23 protein-coding genes and 2 pseudogenes are annotated in these 24,626 nt (G+C 43.6%); 20 read left to right on the top strand and 5 right to left on the bottom strand.

Annotated elements, in window-relative coordinates:
- Positions 1-15 precede the first annotated feature (15 nt).
- From NYE43_RS04950 to NYE43_RS04985, 8 genes are all read left to right on the top strand, one after another.
- Complete coding sequence (locus NYE43_RS04950) at positions 16-1,620, top strand: MFS transporter (RefSeq protein WP_044156655.1); 1,605 nt, start codon at positions 16-18, stop codon at positions 1,618-1,620.
- Between the two features lie 22 nt (positions 1,621-1,642).
- Positions 1,643-2,173 (top strand): NAD(P)H-dependent oxidoreductase, encoded by a 531-nt coding sequence (locus tag NYE43_RS04955; protein WP_003224063.1) that lies wholly within the window; start codon positions 1,643-1,645, stop codon positions 2,171-2,173.
- A 12-nt stretch (positions 2,174-2,185) separates the two neighbouring features.
- Positions 2,186-2,560: a hypothetical protein gene (locus NYE43_RS04960; RefSeq protein ID WP_024120693.1), complete on the top strand. Its 375-nt coding sequence runs from the start codon at positions 2,186-2,188 to the stop codon at positions 2,558-2,560.
- A 169-nt stretch (positions 2,561-2,729) separates the two neighbouring features.
- On the top strand, positions 2,730-3,509 hold the full coding sequence (locus NYE43_RS04965; RefSeq protein WP_341061113.1) for a hypothetical protein: 780 nt from the start codon (positions 2,730-2,732) through the stop codon (positions 3,507-3,509).
- 5 nt (positions 3,510-3,514) lie between these two features.
- Positions 3,515-3,886, top strand: a complete 372-nt coding sequence (locus NYE43_RS04970; protein ID WP_024120695.1) for a GntR family transcriptional regulator — start codon at positions 3,515-3,517, stop codon at positions 3,884-3,886.
- Positions 3,883-4,581, top strand: a complete 699-nt coding sequence (locus NYE43_RS04975) for an ABC transporter ATP-binding protein (protein WP_106021565.1) — start codon at positions 3,883-3,885, stop codon at positions 4,579-4,581. Before NYE43_RS04970 ends, NYE43_RS04975 begins: the two co-directional genes overlap by 4 nt.
- A gap of 16 nt (positions 4,582-4,597) precedes the next feature.
- Positions 4,598-5,515 carry an ABC transporter ATP-binding protein gene (locus NYE43_RS04980; protein WP_024120697.1) on the top strand — a complete coding sequence of 306 codons (918 nt, stop codon included), beginning with the start codon at positions 4,598-4,600 and terminating at the stop codon, positions 5,513-5,515.
- Positions 5,508-6,449: an ABC transporter permease gene (locus tag NYE43_RS04985; RefSeq protein WP_268497993.1), complete on the top strand. Its 942-nt coding sequence runs from the start codon at positions 5,508-5,510 to the stop codon at positions 6,447-6,449. Before NYE43_RS04980 ends, NYE43_RS04985 begins: the two co-directional genes overlap by 8 nt.
- Positions 6,450-6,540: 91 nt before the next feature.
- Here NYE43_RS04985 and cspB read toward each other — a convergent pair whose 3' ends face one another.
- Complete coding sequence (cspB, locus tag NYE43_RS04990; RefSeq protein WP_010333511.1) at positions 6,541-6,744, bottom strand: cold shock-like protein CspB; 204 nt, start codon at positions 6,742-6,744, stop codon at positions 6,541-6,543.
- 444 nt (positions 6,745-7,188) lie between these two features.
- Here cspB and NYE43_RS04995 point away from each other — a divergent pair, with 444 nt between their 5' ends.
- On the top strand, positions 7,189-8,019 hold the full coding sequence (locus tag NYE43_RS04995; RefSeq protein ID WP_341061120.1) for a MetQ/NlpA family ABC transporter substrate-binding protein: 831 nt from the start codon (positions 7,189-7,191) through the stop codon (positions 8,017-8,019).
- A gap of 2 nt (positions 8,020-8,021) precedes the next feature.
- On the opposite strand, the gene NYE43_RS05000 is transcribed toward NYE43_RS04995, so the two are convergent.
- Complete coding sequence (locus tag NYE43_RS05000; protein ID WP_095713756.1) at positions 8,022-9,101, bottom strand: GGDEF domain-containing protein; 1,080 nt, start codon at positions 9,099-9,101, stop codon at positions 8,022-8,024.
- Between the two features lie 172 nt (positions 9,102-9,273).
- Here NYE43_RS05000 and NYE43_RS05005 point away from each other — a divergent pair, with 172 nt between their 5' ends.
- Positions 9,274-10,665, top strand: coding sequence for an L-cystine transporter (locus tag NYE43_RS05005; protein WP_341061123.1), 1,392 nt, complete (start codon positions 9,274-9,276; stop codon positions 10,663-10,665).
- Positions 10,666-10,707: 42 nt separating this feature from the next.
- Here the strand turns inward: NYE43_RS05005 and NYE43_RS05010 are convergent, their stop codons facing one another.
- Positions 10,708-11,148: a hypothetical protein gene (locus NYE43_RS05010; RefSeq protein ID WP_024120702.1), complete on the bottom strand. Its 441-nt coding sequence runs from the start codon at positions 11,146-11,148 to the stop codon at positions 10,708-10,710.
- Positions 11,149-11,302: 154 nt separating this feature from the next.
- On the opposite strand from NYE43_RS05010, the gene NYE43_RS05015 reads away from it, so the two are divergent.
- On the top strand, positions 11,303-11,872 hold the full coding sequence (locus tag NYE43_RS05015) for a YhcN/YlaJ family sporulation lipoprotein (protein ID WP_024120703.1): 570 nt from the start codon (positions 11,303-11,305) through the stop codon (positions 11,870-11,872).
- A gap of 121 nt (positions 11,873-11,993) precedes the next feature.
- Positions 11,994-12,960, top strand: a pseudogene (locus tag NYE43_RS05020) (hypothetical protein).
- Here NYE43_RS05020 and NYE43_RS05025 read toward each other — a convergent pair.
- Positions 12,892-13,539: a spore coat protein gene (locus NYE43_RS05025; protein ID WP_024120704.1), complete on the bottom strand. Its 648-nt coding sequence runs from the start codon at positions 13,537-13,539 to the stop codon at positions 12,892-12,894. The pseudogene NYE43_RS05020 and the gene NYE43_RS05025 sit on opposite strands and share 69 nt — an antisense overlap.
- A 144-nt stretch (positions 13,540-13,683) precedes the next feature.
- On the opposite strand from NYE43_RS05025, the gene NYE43_RS05030 reads away from it, so the two are divergent.
- Positions 13,684-17,250 carry a 5'-nucleotidase C-terminal domain-containing protein gene (locus NYE43_RS05030; RefSeq protein ID WP_341061126.1) on the top strand — a complete coding sequence of 1,189 codons (3,567 nt, stop codon included), beginning with the start codon at positions 13,684-13,686 and terminating at the stop codon, positions 17,248-17,250.
- On the top strand, positions 17,247-17,843 hold the full coding sequence (gene srtA, locus NYE43_RS05035) for a sortase SrtA (protein ID WP_095713752.1): 597 nt from the start codon (positions 17,247-17,249) through the stop codon (positions 17,841-17,843). Before NYE43_RS05030 ends, srtA begins: the two co-directional genes overlap by 4 nt.
- Before the next feature lie 35 nt (positions 17,844-17,878).
- Here the strand turns inward: srtA and NYE43_RS05040 are convergent, their stop codons facing one another.
- Positions 17,879-18,787 carry an RluA family pseudouridine synthase gene (locus NYE43_RS05040; RefSeq protein WP_106021561.1) on the bottom strand — a complete coding sequence of 303 codons (909 nt, stop codon included), beginning with the start codon at positions 18,785-18,787 and terminating at the stop codon, positions 17,879-17,881.
- A 111-nt stretch (positions 18,788-18,898) separates the two neighbouring features.
- Here NYE43_RS05040 and NYE43_RS05045 point away from each other — a divergent pair, with 111 nt between their 5' ends.
- From NYE43_RS05045 to NYE43_RS05070, 6 genes and pseudogenes are all read left to right on the top strand, one after another.
- Entirely contained in the window at positions 18,899-19,294 is a 396-nt protein-coding gene (locus NYE43_RS05045) for a YhcU family protein (protein WP_024120707.1), read from the top strand.
- Between the two features lie 136 nt (positions 19,295-19,430).
- A complete protein-coding gene (locus tag NYE43_RS05050) occupies positions 19,431-19,853 on the top strand; it encodes a CBS domain-containing protein (protein ID WP_024120708.1) in 423 nt (140 codons plus the stop codon).
- Between the two features lie 122 nt (positions 19,854-19,975).
- Entirely contained in the window at positions 19,976-20,638 is a 663-nt protein-coding gene (locus tag NYE43_RS05055) for an HAD family hydrolase (protein ID WP_024120709.1), read from the top strand.
- Positions 20,639-20,653: 15 nt separating this feature from the next.
- Complete coding sequence (locus NYE43_RS05060; protein WP_024120710.1) at positions 20,654-22,195, top strand: bifunctional GNAT family N-acetyltransferase/carbon-nitrogen hydrolase family protein; 1,542 nt, start codon at positions 20,654-20,656, stop codon at positions 22,193-22,195.
- A gap of 123 nt (positions 22,196-22,318) precedes the next feature.
- A pseudogene (locus NYE43_RS05065) lies at positions 22,319-23,127 on the top strand (AEC family transporter).
- Positions 23,128-23,264: 137 nt separating this feature from the next.
- Positions 23,265-24,617 (top strand): aspartate aminotransferase family protein, encoded by a 1,353-nt coding sequence (locus NYE43_RS05070; protein WP_081638261.1) that lies wholly within the window; start codon positions 23,265-23,267, stop codon positions 24,615-24,617.
- Positions 24,618-24,626 lie beyond the last annotated feature (9 nt).

The following is a 24,626-nucleotide window of genomic DNA, read 5'->3' on the forward strand; positions in this document are numbered from 1 at the left end:
AGGAGGTTGTCTTAGATGGCTACAGGCAAAGAAAAAAATACAAAAAGCCCTATGACATTGCTGATTGTGCTAATGGCGGGTTTGTTTTTGGCAATACTAAACCAAACATTGCTTAACGTCGCAATGCCGCACTTAATGACTGAATTTGGCGTAAGTGCAACGACGATTCAGTGGCTGACAACAGGTTACATGCTTGTTAACGGCGTATTGATTCCGTTATCTGCCTTCCTGATTACACGTTTTGGCCAACGGAGTCTCTTTCTCGTTGCGATGTTCTGTTTTACGCTCGGTACGTTAGTCTGCGGTATCGCACCTAACTTCTCTGTAATGCTGATCGGCCGTTTGATCCAGGCCGTGGGCGGAGGTATCTTGCAGCCGCTCGTTATGACAACCATTCTGTTAATCTTCCCGCCTGAAAGCAGGGGGAAAGGAATGGGGATTTTCGGACTTGCGATGATGTTTGCTCCAGCGGTCGGCCCGACTCTTTCTGGGTGGATTATTGAGCATTACACATGGCGCATTATGTTTTACGGACTTGTGCCGGTCGGCGCAATTGTTATCATCGTGGCTTTCTTCATCTTTAAGAATCTGGTGGAGCCGCAAAAAATCAAACTTGACACACTTGGAGCGATCCTCTCAATTGTCGGTTTCGCATCCTTATTATACGGAGTCAGTGAAGCGGGTTCTGACGGCTGGACCGACCCGGTTGTACTGTCTACAGTTATAATCGGCGTCATTGCAATTATTGCTTTTGTTGTTCAGCAATTGCGCCATGATGATCCGATGCTTGATTTCAGAGTGTTTAAATACGACATTTTCTCACTCTCAAGTGTTATTAATATCATTATTACAGTGGCACTTTACACTGGTATGTTCCTGTTACCGATCTATCTGCAAAACCTGGTCGGATTTACGGCGCTTCAATCCGGTCTGCTTCTGCTTCCGGGTGCGATCGTGATGCTGATCATGTCTCCGATTTCAGGTATTTTGTTTGATAAATTCGGCCCGAGACCGCTTGCGATTATCGGTCTGGTCGTGACAGTGGTGACAACATTCCAATATACGCAATTGACCATCGATACACCGTATACACACATTATGCTTGTATACTCAATTCGCGCATTCGGTATGTCACTCTTAATGATGCCTGTCATGACAGCCGGGATGAACCAGCTTCCTGCCCGTCTGAACAGTCACGGAACGGCGATGAGCAACACGCTCCGCCAAATCAGCGGATCAATTGGAACAAGCTTAATTACGACGATTTATACAAACCGCACGACATTCCATTATTCACAAATTGCAGATAAAACAAGCACGGCGGACCCGAACTTCCTCCATGCGTTCCAAAATGCAGTTTCGAATATAATGGTGAATATGAATGTGCCTTATGAAACAGCGAAAACGTATGTTTACTCACATATTTATAAACACGCGACACTCGATTCAAACGTCATGGGGATTAATGACGCCTTTATGTGGGCGACATTATTCTGTGTGGCAGGTGTGATTCTCAGTCTTTTCCTGCGTGATGTCAGAAAAGATAAATTGCGTGCGGAGAAAAAGAAAAAAGAGGAGCTTTCATTGCTTCCGGCTCCAAAAGAAGTTAAGGAATCTTAAACTGTACAGGGAGGTTTCCTGAATGAAAATTTATGTAGTGTATGACAGTGAAGGCGAACATACAAAGGTATTGGCAGAAGCGATTGCTGAAGGCGCTCGGGAAAACGACGCGGCTGAAGTATTCATCGACCACGTAGATCAGGCGGATATCCGCAAGCTTAAAGACATGGACGCGATTATTTGGGGATGCCCCGGGCATTTCGGAACAATCAGTGCAGGTCTGAAAACTTGGATCGACAGACTCGGCTACTTATGGGCTGAAGGCGAGCTGATCAACAAAGTCGGCGCAGTATTCTGCACAACGGCAACAACACACGGCGGCTTGGAAATGACAATGCACAACTTAATCACGCCAATGTTCCACCAAGGGATGATTGTTGTCGGTCTGCCTGGCAATGTGCCTGAAAACGCGCTGTACGGTTCTTACTACGGAGCGGGCGTCACTTGCCCGGTAGACAGTGATGAGTTAATGTCTGAGGAAGGTATCCAGCTGGGCCGCGCATTAGGAAGACGCGTCAGCCAAGTTACAGGAAACTTAACAGCCGGACAGTAAGGAGAGGTTAAAATGGCCATTATTATAGCAATTATTGCTGCTGTCATTGTGATTGCGGGCCTTATCACGTATAACGTCCGCAACGCCTCTGCTGGACTCGAGAAGCGAGAAACAGCTGAAAAAATCGCCCCTCCAGAAGAGGAAGAAAACGAAGCACAATACCCTGCTGAAGCACGGGCTGCTGAGCATGTCCCAGCCGTTGTAAAAACTGACTCTGAAAAAGAGAAAAGTGACTCAATTGGGGATGACTTCTACAGGCAGGCGCTTCAAAAGTTTAAGCATTCTGAGGAAGATCAGAAAGACAAAGAGGTCACTGAAAAAAGTGACAAAATGCAGGACAGCAGTTATCGTGATGCGCTGCTCTCCATGAAAAATAAAAAGAAATAATATCAAAGGCAAATCCGTTTACTCATGGCGGGTTTGCTTTTTTTATGCTGTTTAAATGCATAAAACTTGGTTTTTTATAAAATAAATCCATGGAATATGTTGTATTTCAGAAAGTTCTAGTGTACTATTTGAGTCATACACTTCATAAGTGTTTTTAGGAGGAAAAACAATGAAACCGTTTTGGGGTTTAGTAAAAAAGGATCTGAGACTGTCAAAAATGCGGTTTTTTGCATGTCTCGGTGCAGTCATACTTTTAGCTGCCGGAAGCTTTTTATTGGAACGATTGACTGAAGAACCTTTAGCTGCTTTTGGATGCTGGGTAATGCTTGCCATTTTTCAAGTGTTTTTAGCTCCTTTGCTGATCTACAATAGTCTTCGTGTAGAGGGGAAAAATCAGCTATGGTTATATAATCCAAACGGCGCAGCCGCGCTTTTACTCTCGAAGCTGACTACCGGTCTTGTCTATCAATTTATTTTTCAGTTTTTGATTTCAGTTTATGGAGTCTTTCTTTATCAGTACCTTGACTCAAAAGCGCTCATTGCTGATCAAGTTCCGCTTGCAGGCACTATACTGATCTTTAATCTTTATGGGCTGGTATTTACTGCTTATCTTTCCTGTGCGGTGATCCTGCTGTGGAATGTGTTTCATTCTTTAAAATCGAGTTCTTCCTTCATCAGGCGGTTTCGCTGGTTCATTTGTATGTTACTGGGGATAGGGTGGTTTTATGTAGAGGACCATTTGATCATGCCTTGGGTGACACCGCTGGATAAACTGTATTATTTCACAACGTATGGAGATGTCGGTTTTACATACAAGGGATCCTTAGGGTGGAGCGTGGAATTAAACATCTTCCATCTTCCCTATCCGTCTATTATAGTCATGCTGGTTTTGGCAGCTGTATTTCTTTTTCTGGCTTCCAGGCTCCTGCAGCGAAAAGTTGAGGTGTAGAGAACATGAGACAAGACTTTCAATCCTCTAAACCGATTTATTTGCAAATTGCTGATCAAATCTTTTATAGGCTGGTCAGACAGGAGCTTGTTCCCGGAGACAAGCTGCCGTCTGTCAGAGAAATGGCAATTCAAACAAAAGTAAATCCGAATACGATTCAAAGAACCTACAGTGAAATGGAAAGGCTGGGAATTGTGGAGACAAGAAGAGGGCAAGGGACGTTTATCGCTGACAAAGCTGAACTCGTGGATGAACTGAAAGAGAGGCTTACCCGTGAAGTGTTTGAAAGCTTTATTCATCAAATGGCAGAGCTGGGATTAACAAAAGAAGAAATGCTGGCAGGCATTAAAAAATACACGGGAGGAGGACAGGAATGAATATTGTATTTGACAATGTGTCTAAGAGATACGGCGGCCACACGGCGCTAAACAATATATCATTCACTTTATATCCGGGAAAAATTTACGGATTTTTGGGCTCGAATGGCAGCGGGAAATCGACAACCTTGAAATTAATGGCCGGATTGATGTTTCCTACTACAGGTTCAGTAAAAGCGGGTGAACAGCCTGTAACAAGAGACATGATCAAGCAGACGGCTTATCTAACAGAGTTAGACATGTTTTATCCCGGATTTACGGTGAAAGATATGCTCGATTTTTACGAATCACAGTTCCCTGACTTTCAGATGGAAAAAGCCTATCAGCTGCTTGAGGAAATGCAGCTGAAGCCTGAAAAAAAGATAAAGCAGCTTTCTAAGGGGAATCGAGGCCGTCTTAAAATCGTGCTGGCACTATCAAGAAAAGCTTCCGTCATTCTGCTGGATGAGCCTTTTTCCGGTCTTGATCCAATGGTCAGGGATTCAATCGTAAACAGCCTCGTTTCTTATATTGATTTTGAGCAGCAGATCGTTGTCATTGCGACACACGAAATTGATGAAATTGAAATCCTGCTTGACGAGGTCATCGTGCTCGCCGACGGAGAAAAAATGGCACAGCGTGATGTAGAAGAGATTCGCGAGCAGGAAGGTATGTCCGTGCTGCAATGGTTTAAAACGAATATGGAAGTTTACTAGAAAGAGGAGGAATTTGATGAAAACAGTATTGGAATTAAAAAATGTGACAAAAAACATCAGAGGCCGGACGATCATTGATCATCTGAGCTTTACGATTCGCGAAGGCGAAGTATTTGGATTTCTGGGACCAAACGGAGCAGGGAAAACGACGACAATCAGAATGATGGTCGGTTTAATGAAGCTGTCACAAGGTGACGTGCTCATTTGCGGCCAATCAATCACAAAAGATTATGCCAAGGCAATCAAACATATCGGGGCTATTGTAGAGAATCCAGAGCTGTATAAATTCTTAAGCGGATATAAAAATCTCCAGCAATACGCAAGGATGGTAAAGGGTGTCACGAAGGAAAAAATTGATGAAGTGGTAGAACTGGTAGGCCTCAAAGAAAGAATCCATGATAAAGTGAAAACCTACTCTCTGGGAATGAGACAGCGTCTCGGCTTGGCACAATGCCTTCTGCACGATCCGAAAGTGCTGATTTTGGATGAACCGACTAACGGCCTTGATCCGGCGGGAATCAGAGAAATCAGAGACCATTTAAAGAAGCTGACGCGAGAAAGAGGAATGTCTGTCATCGTATCAAGCCATCTGCTGTCAGAAATGGAACTAATGTGTGACCGAATTGCGATTATCCAAAAAGGAAAACTTATCGATATTCAGAATGTAAGAGATGAAATAACTGATGAAAAGGATACATATTTCTTCCATGTGGAGCAGCCGAAAGAAGCTGCTGCGATTCTAAAAGAATATGATTCGGTAATCAAGACAAACGGTTTGGAAATCAAACTGGCTAAAGAGGACGTCCCTGCAGTCATTGAATTGCTGGTCATGCAGCAAATCCGCATTTATGAAGTCAAAGTGATTACAAAATCATTAGAGGATCGTTTCTTAGAAATCACAGGCGAAGCAAAAGAGGAGGTTCAACATGCTTAATTTGATTTATAATGAGTGGATCAAAATTTTCAGCCGTGTCGGAACATGGGTGATGATCGGAATCCTGGCTTTGACAATGATCGGGTGGGCATTTTTAACAAACCACTTTTCAACCGATGAAGCAAATCCGAAGTGGGAAGAAACGCTTCAAGCACAAAATGCTGATTTGAAGAAGGCGATGAAAGAAGATCCTTCCCTAAAAGGACAATATGAAGAAACGATTACAATCAATAACTATCGCATTGAACATAATATCCCGAGTGACACTGGATATACCGTTTGGTCTTATGTAACGGATTCTGCCGGTTTTACAATCCTTACTGGGCTGTTCACGATTATAATTGCAGCTGGCATCGTCGCAAACGAATTTAACTGGGGTACGGTTAAGCTGTTAATGATTCGGCCGCTCAGCCGTTTTCAAATTCTGCTTTCTAAATATATTACCGTTCTTTTATTTGGTCTCTTATTGCTGTTTATATTATTTATAGGTTCAACTTTGCTGGGACTGGTCTTTTTTGGAACAGGCGGGGACACTGCCGCGAATGTTCATTTAATCTATAAAGATGGTCATGTATTGGAACAAAACATGTTAGGATATTTGGCCAAAACGTATCTCTCAGAATCTGTTGCGGCTTTAATGCTGGCTACGATGGCATTTATGCTGTCCGCAGTATTCAGAAACAGCTCTCTTGCTGTAGGGTTTTCTATCTTTTTATTGGTAACGGGCACGACAGCCACTACATTTATGGCGATGAAGTTTGACTGGGCGAAGTATATTTTATTTGCCAATGTTGATCTGATGCAGTATGTAGAAGGAACACCGTTAGTGGAAGGGATGACAATCACTTTTTCTATTGTGATGCTGGTGATTTACTTTGTCGTCTTTCTGTTGCTTGCTTTCGGAATCTTTATGAAACGGGATATTGCGAACTAATGAAAAAAGCTGTTTTGCATAAGCAAAACAGCTTTTTCTTTTAAATAAAAACTGCAGGCTTGCACCTGCAGTTTTTATTATCAATTTATGCTTACGCTTCTTTAGTAACGTTAGCAGCTTGTGGTCCACGGTTTCCTTCAACGATTTCGAAAGAAACTGATTGGCCTTCTTCTAAAGTTTTGAAGCCTTCGCCTTGAATAGCAGAGAAATGAACGAATACATCGTCTTGACCTTCTACTTCGATGAATCCGAAACCTTTTTCAGAGTTGAACCATTTTACTTTACCTTCTAACATGAAATTTCCTCCTAAAGCGATCATAACGCTTAAATTCACTATTCTTGCTCTAAAACAAACTTCCAAGACGAAAACTCTTACAAAACTTTCTTCTTAAAGATAGTTCGAACAAAAATAATTACCTTTACTCTACCAGTAATTTTGAGAAAAAACAACTGTTAAACGAAACTTTTTTCGGAAAATAACATATTATTTTTCATTTTGATATTTATTTGCCGAAATGTATCTGTTTTTTCGATACGTGATCATATGTTTGCAGGACTTTTTACTTTAATTTCTCTTTACGCAAAGGTAGGGTAATAGTAATTGACAACCCTATCTGATATGAGTAAGGTAAAGTTAACCAATGTTACAAATGACAACGTTTATCAACTAAGAGCGTCTGATTTTTATGTCTGATATTGCTTGCATGCTCTAATAAATAGATAGGAGTATGGTGTCACAATGAAAAAGTGGCTTGTATGCAGTTTTGTTCTTATTCTTTTCATTTCATTTTCTGCATGCTCACCGTCAGCAGAACATGAAACGATAAAAATTGGAATTGCTGAGTCGGACGAAGCGATATGGAACTATATCGTAAAAAAGGCTGAAGCGGAAGGGCTTAATATTCAGCTGATTCCATTCTCTGATTATGCAGAATCAGATATTGCGCTGGCTAACAAAGAGATTGATGCCAATGCTATTCAATCCATTTCATATTTTCAGTCGTTTTCAAAGAAATACAAACATAAACTGGCACCGCTCGGCACGACATACATAGCGCCTATGGGCATTTATTCAAAACGATATCAGCGAATCAAAGATATTCCGCGCGGTGCTGTTGTTGCTGTCCCAGATGAAGCGCTCGATTTTGGGCGAGCCCTTACGCTGCTGCAGGAAGCGGGTTTGCTTACTTTGAAGAACGGATTTAACGGAACCGGTTCAATTGATGTGATAAAAGATAATCCGAAACACTTGAAATTGAAAACCGTACGCCGACAGGATGTATTGAGCGGAGCCGACGTGTTTGTGATGAATACAGCCGCCGCAAAAAAAGCGGGGCTGAACCCGCAGAAGCATACATTAAAGGGCGGCAGACAAACCGGGAAGGAAGATATGAATGTAATTGTTGTCAGAGCTGAGGACAGAGATCGCGAAACACTGCAAACCATCCTTGAACTCTATCAATCAGATGATACAGCGGCATTTATAGAGAAAGAGTATCAAGGGATGCTTGTTCCCGCTTTTTTGCCTTTACATCGTCTTTCAGATTGGAAGAATGAATTCAAAAAATGAATTCATTCTTTTTTTTCAGAAAACCATACTTTGTTTCGGCCGCTTTCTTTCGCTTTATACAGCATTTGATCAGCAAGAACCGGCAAGGTTTCCGGCTTATCTGTGTTTCGGGGGTAATGGGCTACCCCCAGTGAGGCCGTAACGGCAAGCTTTTCCCCGTTTGTTAATACAATCGGTGTATGACTAATCGAGTGCCTGATCCGTTCGGCGATTTGGAATGCTTTCTCGGGCGTGCAATTTGGCAAGAGGACGGCAAATTCCTCGCCGCCGATCCGTGCGGCAGGATCAGTGTTGCGGATATTTTGTTTTAGTCGGGATCCCAGCTCTTTTAGAACCTGATCCCCCTCATGATGGCCGTATTGATCGTTAATGGTTTTAAAGTGATCGATATCCATATAAATAAGCGAAAATTGTAAAGATGGAGTGTGTGCAGCCTGTTGATACAGGTCTTGTGTGATTTCTTCAAACTTTCTGCGGTTATAAATACCTGTCAAAAAGTCAAAGTGCGCCTGGAACTTATACTGTTTAAATAAAAGATGTGCATTTGTTTCATGCTCGATAATATATAGGCTGAGCATGCCGCCGATAATTGAAATCAGCCAAAAGTAAAAGTGAAGCTTAAGTGAATAGATATCAACAAATACATAGAAGAAAAAGGAGATGAAACCATTTGAAATGATTAAAAGTAACAGAACGTGTTTCAGCTGAACTTTTTCTCTCCTTGATGCAATAAGTGACAGCACGGCAGCGATACAAATTGTAATCATGGAATACAGCGCTGATTCATTCAAGCTGATCAGCATGCGTCCTGCTGCGATTATCATCAGGGCTGCCGCCGTAGACACCCAGCCTCCATAAAGAGCGGCGATCATAATAGGGATATTTCTAAAATCTATGATTGAATGGTGATACGTCAAACCAAAATTCATAAGAATAACCCCGAGGAGACCGCAGGCAGTTCCTTTTATTAACTGAAAGGACAGGCGGTCTTTTTTATGTATTAACCTTTCTTTAAACAGGTGGGTGAACAGATAATTAAATGTGATTAAAATGGTCAAATTTACGAACAGTTCTTTCAGCAATATTATCACCCTTATATAAGTTACTAAAGAAAGGGGGGAATGAAAAGAACAAAAACGGTATTCATTGGGTTTTTTTATCCAAATATTGATGCTGAAATAATTCTTACTTGAACTATCGGAATTTGTGTAATATAGTATATAAGAAAAATTTTGAAGGGAGAGTTTGCCTCAATTGGAGACTTTGCTAGTCATTTTGCACGTATTTATTTTACTTTTACTCATTATTGGGCTATTTGCCATGCAGAAGAAACATGTTTCTTTTTCAAAACGTGTGTTTACTGCCCTGGGGCTGGGGATCGTTTTTGGATTTGCGCTTCAGCTGATATACGGTCCGACTTCAAACATTGTGGTTCAAACAGCCGACTGGTTTAATATTGCCGGGGGCGGATATGTCAAATTGCTTGAAATGATTGTCATGCCGCTTGTTTTTATTTCCATTCTAGGCGCTTTTACAAAGATGAAGCTGACAAAAAATCTCGGGAAAATCAGCGGTTTGATTATCGGGATTTTGGTTGCGACTACAGCGGTAGCCGCGGCGGTTGGTATTGCGTCCGCCCTTTCCTTTGATCTTCAGGCGATTCAGGTTGACCAAGGAAATACAGAGCTTTCTCGGGGACAGGAGCTTGAACAGAAATCAGAGGAGATGACAGCGAAAACACTGCCGCAGCAAATGATTGAGCTGCTTCCTGGAAATCCGTTTTTGGATTTTACAGGGGCTAGACCGACATCAACTATCGGAGTCGTTATTTTTGCCGCTTTTCTGGGCATTGCATTTCTAGGTGTGAGACGGAAACAGCCGGAACAGGCTGAAACGTTCAAAAAATTGATTGATGCTGTTTACGCCATTGTCATGCGTGTTGTTACTCTCATCTTGAGACTGACGCCTTACGGTGTGCTGGCCATTATGACAAAAACGATTGCGACAAGTGATATTGACAGCATTTTGAAACTGGGTATGTTTGTCATTGCTTCATATGCCGCGTTAATTGTAATGTTTATCATCCACTTGCTTCTGCTGACGATCAGCGGATTAAATCCGGTTGTTTATTTGAAAAAAGCGCTGCCTGTACTCGTGTTTGCATTTACGTCACGATCAAGCGCAGGCGCTTTGCCGCTGAATATTAAAACACAAAGAAGCTTGGGTGTCCCGGAAGGAATTGCGAATTTCGCCGGCTCGTTCGGGCTATCTATCGGCCAAAATGGCTGTGCAGGCATTTATCCGGCTATGCTGGCGATGATGATTGCCCCGACAATCGGTCAAAATCCGTTTGATCCGGCGTTTATTATCTCAGTTATCGCGGTTGTTGCCATCAGTTCGTTTGGTGTCGCCGGGGTTGGCGGCGGAGCTACATTCGCTGCGCTGCTCGTTTTATCAGCGTTAAATATGCCTGTCGCGCTCGCCGGTTTATTAATCTCTATCGAACCGTTGATTGACATGGGACGTACTGCGCTGAATGTCAGCGGAAGTATGACATCAGGCCTGATTACCAGCAAAGTCACGAAGGAAATAGATTCTGGTGTATTCCAAGATCGATCCAATGTGATCGAAGCGGAAGAAGCCTAGTCATATTAAACGTGTAATCCCGCGGGGGATTACACGTTTTTTTTAACGGCCGGGTTCTAAGTCTTCCAGCATTTCCATTACAGTGTTGTCATCCATTACATTCATTGCGCTTTGTTCGAAATGGATTGGCTCTGCATATTGCTGCTGTCTATTTCTGGCTGTTGTTGTGTCCGTTTGGCGATTATGCTTAGACTGAGACTGATGCTGTTGAGGGTGGCTTTGCTGCTGGCCTGCATGCTGATGCTGCCGGCCATTTTGCTGACGATTTTGAGATTGATCTTGATTATTCCCGCCAAACGCCTGTTTCATCATATCTCCAACATTAGAAACATCAAACGACTTATTTTGAGAATTCCGGTTGCTCATTTGACCTGTAATAAACCCGCTGATTTTTTGCCGGATCTGCGGTGATAAAGCAGCAACAAGCACAGTTGAACCGATAACTAAGGCTGTCGGACTGATTCCTTTTCGCTGATTGAACAACGTGATCCCTCCTTTATAAGTGTATTGATATTTTCCCCTCTGATTAGACAAATTAACCGTTTTATTTCCCGGGAAAGCATTTCCGTTATTTTTTCATGCATATTTAGAGCCAATTAGAAAAACCTATAAGTAAAGTGATAAAGGAGGAATTCACATGCTTGGAAAAAAACAAGTCCTTGCGTCCATGCTTCTTATCCCTTTGCTTATGACTGGCTGCAGTATGGCCAATCAGGGTGAGGGCAGACGTGATAATGCAGAGCCTGAAAATGTTAACTACCGCAATCCGGCAAATGATAACGGCACAAGAAATATCAACAATGCAAATGATAGCCGTGACAACGTTGACAATAATATGACGAATAATGGTAATGACAATAACGGTAATGATAACCGTAAGTTGGAAGTTGCTGATGATGCAGCCGATAAAATTACCGATATGAAAGAAGTTAAACACGCGAATGTGATTGTTGCCGGAAATCAAGCGTATGTTGCAGTTGTATTAACAAATGGGAAAAAAGAAGTTGGAAAAGATCTGAAAAAGAAAATTTCCGATAAAGTTAGAGACACTGATAAGAACATGGACAATGTTTATGTTTCTGCAAATCCAGACTTTGTTGATCGGATGCAGGGGTATGGCGAACGGATTCAAAATGGTGATCCGATTGCAGGATTCTTTGATGAATTCAGTCAAACAGTACAACGTGTCTTTCCGCAAGCTGAATAACAGATAAAAAGCCGCATAACTTGTGCGGCTTTTTTCTTTGCAGAAATGACACGCTGTGAACTAAGGCTGCATAGAGTAAAAATAAAAGGTACAAGACGGACCGGCTCAGGGAGGGAGACGTTTGCAGGGTGGCATAGGAAAGCGTGCGGCATCCGCTCTATTCCTGTGCGGAGTCCTTGTGATGCTGGCCGTAAGCTCGGCCATCGTATCAAGCACGATGTATATTCTGTCTTTGCCAGGGCAGACATCTGGGATAACGAAAGAACAAGTGACGAAGCACATGAAGAAAGAGTCATTTAAACAGGCCGATGTTTATTACACTTCTAAGGAAAAATCCTTACTGCCATTAACGAAAGAAACGCTTGAATATGCGGTGAGTATTAATCAGGTCATGCTTGACTATTCGAATCATAAGCCTATTGATATTATTTTTTTTCCTAATGAAAAACAGATGGAGGCTTATTCCGGTTTATTGGATGTTGTCGGCTTTTATTCTGAGCGGGAGCAGCTGATCGGATTATTGCCTGAAGAGAAAAAGCAGCTTTTAGAAGGTGATGATGTAGCGGTTTATCTGTATCAGAGATTATTGATTCATGAGTACACACACCATGCGTTTCATCAGAAATTACGGGAGCTCGAAGCAGGTCCTGATGAGTTCCCCTTATGGTTCCATGAAGGATTAAGCGAGTGGATCGCGAACTATGAATTGCTCATAGATCCGATCACGTTTACTGTCGTGCCGTTTGACCGTTTGCAGACAGATCAGAACTGGCAGGAAGCTCGATCGGAATATGAAACCGATGTTTATTTGCAAAGCTTTTATATGATCAATGAGCTGACGGAAACATACGGGAAAGACATTATTTTGGAGATTATAAAGGAAACAGCGAAAAAAGGGGATTTTAAAAAAGGGTTTAAAGCGGCGACGCAGGATAGTCTTGATCAATTTGAAAAAGATTTTACCAGAACGTTTGAAGAAAATGCGGCATTGGATAGTTTCTATCCAATGCCTTTTTTATTTAATGAAGTCCCTGCTGGCCCATACCGCCTTGAGTCGGAGGCATTTGTCCTTGTGCAGGGGCAAATGAATTTCTCAGTTGTTCCATATCCTGCGCGTCAAGCTGCGGAACTTGGTAATAACCATGTTTGTTTTGGTAAAGGAAAATCTCAAAAGCCATTTCGACATACTGCTGAATTTGCGCAGACAGTACACGTCTTACGGCCGGATTTGTCATTTCTAGAGAAGCCATCGTCAGCATAGATGCCTGTGCCTTAACAGCGCAAAGCATTTGGCGGCTGATGATGCTGTCATCAATGTCATTCATGGATTGAACAGGTTTCTTAGGCTGTGCCGGCTGCATACCGTAAACAGTCTGGTTGTCTTCTTTCATCATATAAGTTGCCGTTTTTTGTGAAGGCTCGCTTCCTGTTTTGAAGCACTCTGCCGTTAAGTTATATTGAGATGTAATGAATTGATATTGACGGTCAAGGATGTTTAATAATTCCTGATCCTTACAGAATTGTCTCAGCATCATAAACTGATCAAGCACAGTAAGCGTTCCGGAAAGCACCTCGTGCATATCAAACATTTCATGTCCGCCGTGATTTTGATGCGGTTTGCCTGGTATCCCTTTATTCTGTGATTGCTGCTGAAATTGCTGATCCAAACCGAATTCCTCCTTTTTTTTCAGATCAGCTGTATTTTGTGCTTGTCTGCGGTGTTTTATGCAGCGCCTGACAGGATTTATATACTGATTGTCGAAGTGATTATCAAATAAACGAATGATGCAAGATGTAAGGGAGGAAAACTGATGAGGCGTTTTTTGCATGTTGTTTTGATCATACTTTTCATTTTCTTGAATGTCATGTCCGCTTATGAAGCTGTAAGAGCTGCTGAGCCAGAACCAATATCGGTTGAAAAAGCGATACAGCAAAAAGAGGGGCAAGCTCTTGTCGAAGGATATACAATCGGCCAAGCCGTTTCACCCCAGCATTACAATCTGACAAGCCCTTTTTCAAATGATTATAACGTTGCTATAGCGGACAGCAAAAACGAGACATCACCCGATCACATTCTTCCCGTGCAAATCCCCTCAGCGTTTAGAAGCCAATTCGGACTGCAAACGAACCCGCTGCTTCTTGGGAAAAAGATAGCTGTTCAAGGTGAGCTTGAACATTATTTTAATACGGCAGGTCTTAAGAAGGTTCAGTCAATGGTCTTAAAGGATGACGCTGAATCTCCGCCGGCAGCACAGCCTATTACAATACAGGAAGCGCGCGGCCGAATGAATGAACATGTCACGATTAAAGGCGTTGTTACTGCCGATCAGAGCGCAATCGGAGGCGGAAAGCTGTCGACCTTTATGCAGGATGACACAGGCGGCATCAACATTTATTCGGCAGCACCAGAGAATTTCCCTGAGTTAAAAGAAGGAATGGACATTACGGTGACAGGGAAAATAACGACTTACCAAGGGCTTACTGAAATAGTTCCGGATACATCAGGCATCCGTATTACCCAATCAAATCAGCCTCTCCCTGTCCCTGAATTTTCAACGATCAATGAACTGGTCAATGGCAGCTTGGGTGATCAATATGAAGGGCGTCTTGTAACAGTCAAAGCTTATATTTCTTCCATTCCAAATTCTCAAGCAGGCGGCGGTTACAATGTTACGATGATTGATAATGATCACCACGCAATGACACTGCGTGTTATGAGTGAGACAGGTATCATTGATGAACTGACTGAGGATAAATGGTATGAAATCACTGGCGTGTTGAGCAGATATCAATCCTTTCAGCTTCTTCCGCGAAAATCAGCAGACATGAAGCTGCTTCAAGAGCAGCCTGCCCCGCCGCCTTCAGAAGGCGAATATGAAACTGTGGTTGATCGCGTTGTAGACGGTGACACCATTCATGTCAAAAAACCGATACTTGGCACGGCAAAAATCCGCTTTGTAAATGTAGACACGCCAGAAACATACCACACACCAAAAAATGAAGCGGATGAAAATCAATTAAGATTTGGAAAAAAAGCCTCTGACTATTTAAAAACTGTTTTGTCTCCAGGAGATCACATTACTGTAAAAGTCGGCAGCGAAGCCATGGACAGCTATGGGAGACTTCTTGGACAGGTTGTGACTGAGACAGGGGCAAATGTAAATTTAGAACTCGTGAAAAATGGCTATGCTCCAACATATTTTATTTGGCCTGTTGAAAATGAAGAGGATTATCAGGAATTTCAGGCCGCAGCCGCCAATGCTAAAAAGGAGCAAAAAGGCATTTGGAATGAAGCGGATCCTCTAATGGAAATGCCGTTTGAATTTAGAGCCAGAGAGCAGGGAAAAGGGCTGACAAGGTATGTGGGAGACTCATCAAACAAGACCTATGTTTCGCCAGCAGACTGGAAGCAGGTGGCTGTGGAAAACAGGATCTTCTTTGCTTCAGCAGCTGAAGCAGAGAGTGCCGGTTACAAGAAAAAGCAAACCTCTCTCCAAGAAAATATACCGCTTAGAATTTTAAGCATGAACGATTTACATGGGAAAATCGATCAGCAATACGAGCTTGACCTTGATGGAGACGGCAGTCCAGATGGCACATTCGGACGCATGGACTATGCAGCTGCCTATTTGAAAGAAAAAAAGGCGGAAAAGAAAAACACGCTCACTGTGCACGCCGGGGATATGATCGGAGGAAGTTCGCCCGTATCATCTCTTCTTCAAGACGAACCAACTGTCGAGCTGATGGAGGATATCGGATTTGATGTCGGAACTGTGGGCAATCACGAGTTCGATGAAGGTACGGATGAACTCATGAGAATGTTAAAAGGGGGAGATCACCCGAAAGGCACTAGCGGCTATGACGGACAAAACTTTCCCCTTGTGTGCGCCAATTGTAAAATGAAGTCTACCGGAGAACCCTTTTTGCCGGCTTATGACATTATAAACGTAGAGGGCATACCAGTTGCTTTTATTGGGGTTGTCACACAGTCGGCGGCCGGAATGGTCATGCCTGACGGAATAAAGGATATTGAGTTTACCGATGAAATACAAGCGGTAAATGACGCTGCCGAAGAGTTGAAGAAAAAAGGCATCAGGGCCATTGCAGTGCTCGCACATATGTCTGCCGAACAAAATGGCAGTACAATAACAGGCGAATCTGCTGACCTTGCAAACAAATCAGATTCTGAGATAGACATCATTTTTGCAGCGCATAACCATAAGGTCGTCAATGGTGAAGTGAACGGCAAGCTGATCGTTCAGGCGTTTGAATACGGAAAAGCGATAGGTGTTGTAGATCTGGAAATCAATAAACAGACAAAAGACATCGTCAAAAAATCGGCTGATATCGAATATGTCGATCAAAGCAAGAAAAAACCTGATGCCAGCGCCTCAGCTATTTTAAGCAAGTATCAGGCCCTTGCTGAACCGATTATCAGCGAAGTAGTCGGTGAGGCGGCTGTTGATATGGAAGGCGGTTATTCTAATGATGGCGACACACCACTTGGGAATTTGATTGCTGATGGCATGAGAGCGGCGATGAAAACGGATTTTGCGCTAATGAATGGCGGCGGGATACGGGAAGGACTGAAGAAAGGCCCAATTACATGGGGAGACCTTTATAACATTCAGCCGTTTGGAAATGTGCTGACGAAGCTTGAGATTAAAGGAAAAGATTTGCGGGAGATCATCAATGCGCAAATCTCACCGATTTTCGGCCCTGACTACAGCATAAGCGGGTTTACGTATACGTGGGATACAGAAACAGGCAAAGCGGTTGATATAAAGATGGCAGACGGAACCGAAATCCAGCCGGATGCCACATACACATTGACCGTTAATCATTTTATGGCGACGGCGACAGGAGCCAAATACCAGCCAATCGGATTGCTTGGGAAACATCCGGTTACAGGGCCTGAGGATTTAGAAGCGACTGTAGAGTATGTAAAAAGCTTTGATAAGCCGATTTCATATACGAAAGAAGGCAGAATAAAACTGGCTGAAGACAGTCAGGCTGAAGACCCAGTCACTGAAGACCCGGCAGACAGTCCGGGAACAGACGATCCGGGCAAGGTAAATCCGACACCTGGGGAAGAACAGCCTGATCTAAGAGAGACCCCGGGGACAGCTCCGGTCCATCAGCTGCCGCCTGCAGTCATTTCGACCTTTGAAGAATTAACAGAGACCAAACAGCCTGCCACTGCCGCCGGCCGTATAAACACACTGCCTTTGCATAAAGAAAGTGAGGAAAGCGGTTCTGATCATAAGCTTCCGGATACATCAGCAGGATACTACAACTTCATTGTGATCGGCGCAGCGGTCTCACTGTCCGGAACGTATTTATATATCAGAAGGAAAAGGAGTGCCGCTACGACGTGAAAAAATATATTCCTCTTGTGATCATTGTGATCGGTCTTGTGATCACAGGCTACGGGGGCTTCAAGCTGATAGATACCAGCATGAAAACAGAGCAGACATTAAAAGAAGCAAAAAAGGCGGCTGAACAGCCGCAGGCCATTGCAGGCACGAAGAAAAACGATAATCAAGCCGAGAAAAAATCATCGTTTAAGCCGAAGACCGGCCAAGCAAGCGGCATACTGGAAATACCGAAAATCAATGCGGAGCTTCCGATCGTGGAAGGGACCGATGCAGATGATTTAGAAAAGGGTGTGGGGCATTACAAGGACAGCTATTATCCAGATGAAAACGGGCAAATTGTACTGTCAGGACATCGGGACACCGTTTTTCGCCGGACAGGAGAGCTTGAAAAAGGTGACCGGCTCAACATCATCCTTTCATATGGTGATTTCACATATGAAATTGAAAAAACAAAAATCGTGGATAAGGATGATACCTCCATTATTACGCTGCAGCACGAAAAGGAAGAGCTCATTCTGACCACCTGCTATCCTTTTTCATACGTCGGGGATGCCCCGAAACGTTATATTATTTACGGAAAACGTATTTCGTAAAAAAAAGCCGCAGGACAATCCCTGCGGCTTTTCTTTCATGATAAATACGTATGGCAAAGGCTTTCTATATCAGCGGGAAGAGGTGCTTCGGCAACGACCAGCTCTTCGGTAATTGGATGAACAGCCTGTACCTTTTTGGCATGCAGTGCCTGCCTGTTAAGAAATTGGCTCCCGCCTCCGTAAAGTGTATCCCCAGTAAGCGGATGGCCGATGCTTGCCATATGCACACGGATTTGATGTGTTCTGCCTGTTTCCAGCTCTAATTCAGCAAGCGAGAGCTGTTCTCTCGCATTGATAGAAAGGGTACGGTAATGGGTGACGGCGGCTTGTCCGCCTGGCGAAACCCGCCGTCTTGTCGGATGTGATCTGTCTCTTCCAATCGGCGAATCGATCTTGCCTTTTTTCGGTTTCAGTTTTCCTTCAACAATTGCGAGATACGTACGCTTCAGCGTTTTTTTCTCTAACTGCTGGTCTAAGATGGCATGCGCCAGACGGTGCTTGGCGAATACGACAGCGCCTGATGTATCCTGATCAAGACGGTGGACATGGCGCACTTTGATTGTTTCGCCATTCACCTGAAAGTGATATGCGATCAAATTGGCGAGTGTGCCGGTTTGGCCTTCTTCATTTGGATGAGTGGAAATGCCAGCTGGTTTATTGACGATTAACATGTGGCGGTCTTCAAATAAGATATCAAGCTCTCCATACTCAGGTATGACGGAGGACTCTTCGTTTTCCTGAAGATCAATAAACAGGCGGTCACCCTTTTTTACGAGTATGTTGTTTTTGACATGCTCGTGATTGACCTTTATATTGTGATAAGTCATCCATTCTTGGATAACGGGTTTAGAAGCTTTGAGCTCTGTTTTCAGCACAGAAAACAGCCATTGTCCGTCCTGTTTTTCACTGATTATCAGCTCTAGCCCTTTGCCTTTTTCTTTCATGATCAAATGGCTCCTTTTTTGCGCGAAAGGCCGCTGCTTCTCATAGGAAACACTTACCTTAGCTTTCGCGTTTTTTTCTGTGATATTCTTGAGAAAGACTTTGGATATTCGATGGCAAGAAAGGTGATAGACGTGAGAATCGTGAACGCAGCAACTGAAGAACAGGAAAGCTTTATCAAGGAACTGTCAATGGAGCTTTTCCATCATGTATTTCCTCTTTATTTCTCCGAACTGGACATTCAGCGCTTTAAAAAGAAAGGCGTTCTGTCTTTAAATAACCAATATTACCAAGGAACATTAAAAGAAGCTTTTCAAATTATGGCTTGTCTGCAAATGATACATATTATTCTGACAAAGCCTTCACCGCACGATGACTTGAGTGATCAAGCCATTTTTGATAAAAACAGCAAGATGCTGAATGATTGCGGAGTATATTTTCCGTTTGCTTTATCTGATTTTCAACCGAAAACAAACAATGCCTTTTCGGGTCACAGAAGGCTGATATAATCTGCGGCAAGAGCTTTTCCGTTTCGAGAAAAGCTCTTTTTGCATCAGAGAAATCATACCACAAAACCTTTCCTGCAACTCCCTTTTTAATCATCCGGTGTCTGAACATACTAATGATTGAAAGGGGTGCTGACCAATGAGTTCAGTTAAACATTCAATGACAACGCAGGTAGCAACCGTTTCTCCGAATCAAACGATTCAGGAAGCGGCTTCTCTGATGAAACAGCATAACGTCGGGGCGGTTCCCGTGGTAGAGCAAGGTGTTTTAAAAGGAATGCTGACTGACCGTGACATTGCATTGAGAACCACAGCTCAAGGCCGAGATGGCCAGACACCCGTTTCAGAAGTGATGTCAACAGACCTCGTATCAGGAAATCCTAATATGAGTCTGGAAGACGCGTCGCATCTGATGGCCCAGCACCAAATCCGCCGCCTTCCTATTGTAGATCAAAACAATCTAGTCGGGATCGTTGCGCTTGGAGACCTGGCTGTCAATCAGATGTCGAACGAGTCTGCTGGAGAAGCGCTGACAAACATTTCTCATCAAAACTTGCATTAATAAGAAAGAGCTTGCAATGTGCAGGCTCTTTCTTCACATAAACCCTTACTTTTTGAAAGCAGAGACGTTTCGGGGTATAGTGTATACATATGTCTCAATTCGGGCCAAAGGAGTTGTACGCAGTGATAAAAGCGTTAATTTTTGATTTTGATGGGCTTATTCTTGATACAGAAACCCATGAATATGAAGTCCTTCAGGAAATTTTTGAAGAACATGGCTCAGTTCTGCCGTTATCCGTTTGGGGCAAGGTTATCGGAACAGCGGCGGGATTTCGGCCATTTGAATACTTAGAAGAGCAGATAGGCAAAAAGCTGAACCATGAAGAGCTGACAAAACTGAGAAGAGACCGGTTTGCAAAACGCATGGAAACAGAAAAAGCGAGACCTGGTGTTGAAGCGTATCTGAATGCGGCAAAGGATTTAGGCTTAAAAGTAGGACTGGCTTCCAGCTCAGATTATAAATGGGTATCCGGCCATTTGAAGCAACTTGGCCTGTTTGACGAATTCGAAGTGATTCAGACAGCTGATGATGTAGAAGAGGTCAAGCCCAATCCCGAGCTGTATTTGTTAGCGGCAAAGAATCTTGGAGTATCGCCGTCGGAATGCCTCGCATTCGAGGATTCCGTCAATGGTTCGATTGCTGCCAAGCGAGCGGGCATGAAGTGTGTCATCGTTCCAAATCAAGTAACAGGCACCTTGATGTTTGAAGAATACGATCACAGGCTCGAATCAATGGCGGAGATGGAGCTCGCCCTATTGCTTGATCATCTGAACGCACAAAACTAGAAAGGAGCGAGTAGATTGTCTGAGAAATTAGATTTGACCCGTTTTGAAAAGAAAATGGTCATCCGTAATATCGAAGAGAAAGATATCGACAACATTATCGACCTTCAAAAGGACTGCTTTCCAGGCATGGAGCCGTGGAAGCGCGAGCATTTAATCAGCCATCTGGAGCATTTTCCGGAAGGGCAGTTTTGTGCAGAATTCGAAGGTGAAATTATCGGTTCGTGCTCAAGCCTCCTGATTAACTTTGATGAATATGATGACCGCCATACGTGGCAGGACATTACAGATGACGGATACATCACCAATCACAATCCGGATGGCTTAAACATGTACGGGATCGAGGTCATGGTGCATCCTGATTACAGACGGATGAAAATCGGCCATCGTTTGTATGAGGCAAGAAAGGATTTGGCAAGACGTTTAAATCTGAAAAGCATCATCATAGGCGGACGGATACCGAACTATCATAAATATGCTGATGAAATGACTGCGAGAGAGTATGTTGAACAGGTTACACGCCATCAAATTTACGATCCTGTCCTTTCTTTTCAGCTGATGAACGGTTTTACCCTGATGCGGATTAACCCGGATTATCTTCCGGATGATACAGCTTCAATCAAATATGCGACGCTCATGGAATGGAATAATGTCGATTATCTGCCGCAGCAGACAAAGCGTTATTATAAATCGGCCTTCCCTGTGAGAATTTGTGTCATTCAATACGAAATGAAAAAAATCTATTCCTTTGAGGAATTTGCAAATCAAGTAGAGTACTATGTCGATGTCGCATCTGACGCGAGGTCTGATTTTGCAGTGTTCCCGGAAATTTTCACAACCCAGCTGATGTCCTTCCTTGAGGAACGTTCACCAAGTTTGGCGGTACAGAGAATTACCGAGTATACTGAGGATTACATCAGTCTGTTTACAGACTTGGCTGTTAAGTATAATGTCAACATTATCGGCGGATCTCATTTTGTAGAAGAGGAAGGGAAAATTTATAATATCGCCTACCTGTTCAGACGTGATGGAACGATTGAGAAGCAATATAAACTGCATATTACGCCGAATGAACGCAAATGGTGGGGAATCAGCGCGGGCGACCAGGTACGTGTGTTTGATACGGACTGCGGGAAAATTGCGATCCAAATTTGCTATGACATTGAGTTTCCTGAGCTTGCCCGCATTGCGGCCGATAAAGGCGCAAAAATTATTTTTACGCCATTTTGTACGGAAGACCGCCAAGGCTACTTGCGTGTCAGATACTGTTCACAGGCAAGAGCAGTCGAAAATCAAATTTATACCGTCATTTCCGGAACGGTTGGAAACCTGCCGCAAACGGAAAATATGGATATCCAATATGCTCAGTCCGGCATCTTTGCCCCTTCTGATTTTGAATTCGCAAGAGACGGCATCGTTGGGGAAACCAATCCGAATATTGAAATGGTTGTCATTGGCGATGTTGACTTAGAAATTCTCAGAAGACAGCGCCAAAACGGAACAGTGCGTCAGCTCAAAGACAGACGCCGCGATATTTATCATATTCACTATAAAAAATAATGCGAAAGCCCGCCTGAATTGGCGGGCTTTTTTAAAAAAAGCGGAATTGAAACGCTTCCGTGCTTTCTTTAAAATAGAAATAAATGTGTGTACATCGGAAAAGAAGGTGCCCTATGGAGCCCTATGGAGTTTCTGCTTGTTTTAGTTCCTGTTTTCGGAATCTTCGCAATTGGTTATATCGGACAGAAAACACTCGGTTTTGATATACAGACACTGTCCAAAATGTCATTATATTTAATGTCTCCTTTTTATCCTTTTTTCATAAGTATCCGAACCAAGATCACTGTGCCATGATTCTCTCATCAGCCTTTATGAATAACGGTAATTACGGCACGCCTGTCATATTGCTTGTGTTTGGGACGGCGGGGCTGGATACGGCTGTTGTGTTAATGGTGCTGCAGCAGTTAATTATGAGTACTATCGGCATGTATTACGCTGCAAAGGGCGGTTCGGAGGAAGGCGGATGTAAAACGGTGATGACTCGGGTTATCCGTATGCCTGTGGCGTACGGAGCACTTTTAGGCGCAATACTTCAGCTTATGCATATTTCAATCCCTAAAGAGTTAATGACAGGCATTGAACTGGTCGGAAATGCGACGATTCCGACGATCATGATTATTCTTGGCATGCAGCTTGCGCTGATCTCTTTCAGGAATATTGAATATAGAAAAATTTCTTATTCTCTGCTGCTGAAGCTTATGGTATCACCGTTAATTGCGCTGGCATTCACATTGATTTTGCCTGTGGATGACATGACGAAGCAAATCATGATTCTCGTAGCGGCCATGCCGACCGCTGCCAATACGACCTTAATGGCCGTTCAGTTTAATACAAGGCCCGAAGTCGTTTCCAGTGCCACTTTTATCAGCACAATGCTGAGCATAGTCACTTTGCCGGTCCTGCTTTGGATGCTGCATCCTCTTTCTTCTTGATGAAAGAGGATGTTTTAATTACCCGGCGGTTTATTGACTCCTTTGTCGTCTGGCTTTATATTGAAGTCAGGGAAATCATCACCTAGACATCACATAAGAGAAGGTCTGTTTCAATTTATTTATTGAACGCTAATGAAATGGAGATGATGGGGATGGAAAACATTCAGCAAAATCAGGGATTAAAGCAAAAGGATGAGCAATTCGTGTGGCATGCTATGAAGGGAGCGCATCAAGCGGACAGTCTGATTGCCCAAAAGGCGGAAGGAGCCTGGGTGACTGATATAGACGGACGCCGCTATCTTGATGCGATGTCCGGTTTGTGGTGCGTTAATGTTGGTTACGGCAGAAAAGAGCTTGCGGAGGCTGCTTATGAACAATTAAAGGAACTGCCGTATTACCCGTTAACGCAAAGTCACGCACCTGCGATTCACTTGGCGGAGAAGCTGAATGAGTGGCTTGGCGGCGATTATGTGATTTTCTTTTCCAACAGCGGATCGGAAGCAAATGAAACCGCTTTTAAGATCGCTCGCCAGTACCATCTGGAAAACGGCGACCACAGCCGTTATAAATTCATCTCTAGATATAGAGCCTATCACGGCAATACGTTGGGAGCACTCTCTGCAACCGGCCAGGCACAGCGGAAATATAAATATGAACCGTTAAGCCAAGGATTCTTGCACGCCGCCCCGCCTGATGTCTACCGAAATCCTGAAGACGCCGATACGCTAGAGAGCGCAAATGAAATTGACCGCATCATGACATGGGAATTAAGCGAAACGATTGCCGGTGTCATTATGGAGCCCATTATTACTGGCGGAGGCATTTTAATGCCGCCGGACGGATATATGAAGAAAGTGGAGGAAATCTGCCGCCGCCACGGCGCCCTGCTGATTTGTGACGAAGTCATCTGCGGATTTGGGCGGACTGGCGAGCCGTTCGGATTTATGCACTACGGCGTGAAGCCCGATATCATTACAATGGCGAAAGGGATTACAAGCGCGTATCTGCCATTGTCAGCGACCGCAGTTAAACGGGAGATTTTTGAAGCATACCAAGGAGAAGCTCCTTATGACCGTTTCCGCCACGTCAACACATTCGGCGGCAGCCCGGCAGCCTGCGCATTGGCTTTGAAAAACCTGCAAATTATGGAGGATGAACAGCTGATTCAGCGATCCCGCGATCTCGGAGCAAAGCTTTTAGGTGAGCTTCAGTCGTTGAGAGAACACCCTGCAGTAGGAGATGTAAGGGGAAAAGGGCTGCTGGTCGGAATCGAACTTGTCAAAGATAAGCTGACTAAAGAGCCGGCTGGCGCTGACCAAGTGAACCAAGTGGTTGCGGCATGCAAAGAGAAAGGGCTGATCATCGGCAAAAACGGCGATACAGTCGCCGGATATAACAATGTCATTCAGCTCGCCCCGCCATTTTGTCTGACAGAAGAAGACCTTGCATTTATCGTAAAAACGGTGAAGGAAAGCATACTGACGATTTGATACAAAAGT

This window comes from Bacillus sp. FSL R5-0434 (genome assembly GCF_038004745.1).
In the GTDB taxonomy this organism is placed as follows: domain Bacteria; phylum Bacillota; class Bacilli; order Bacillales; family Bacillaceae; genus Bacillus; species Bacillus halotolerans.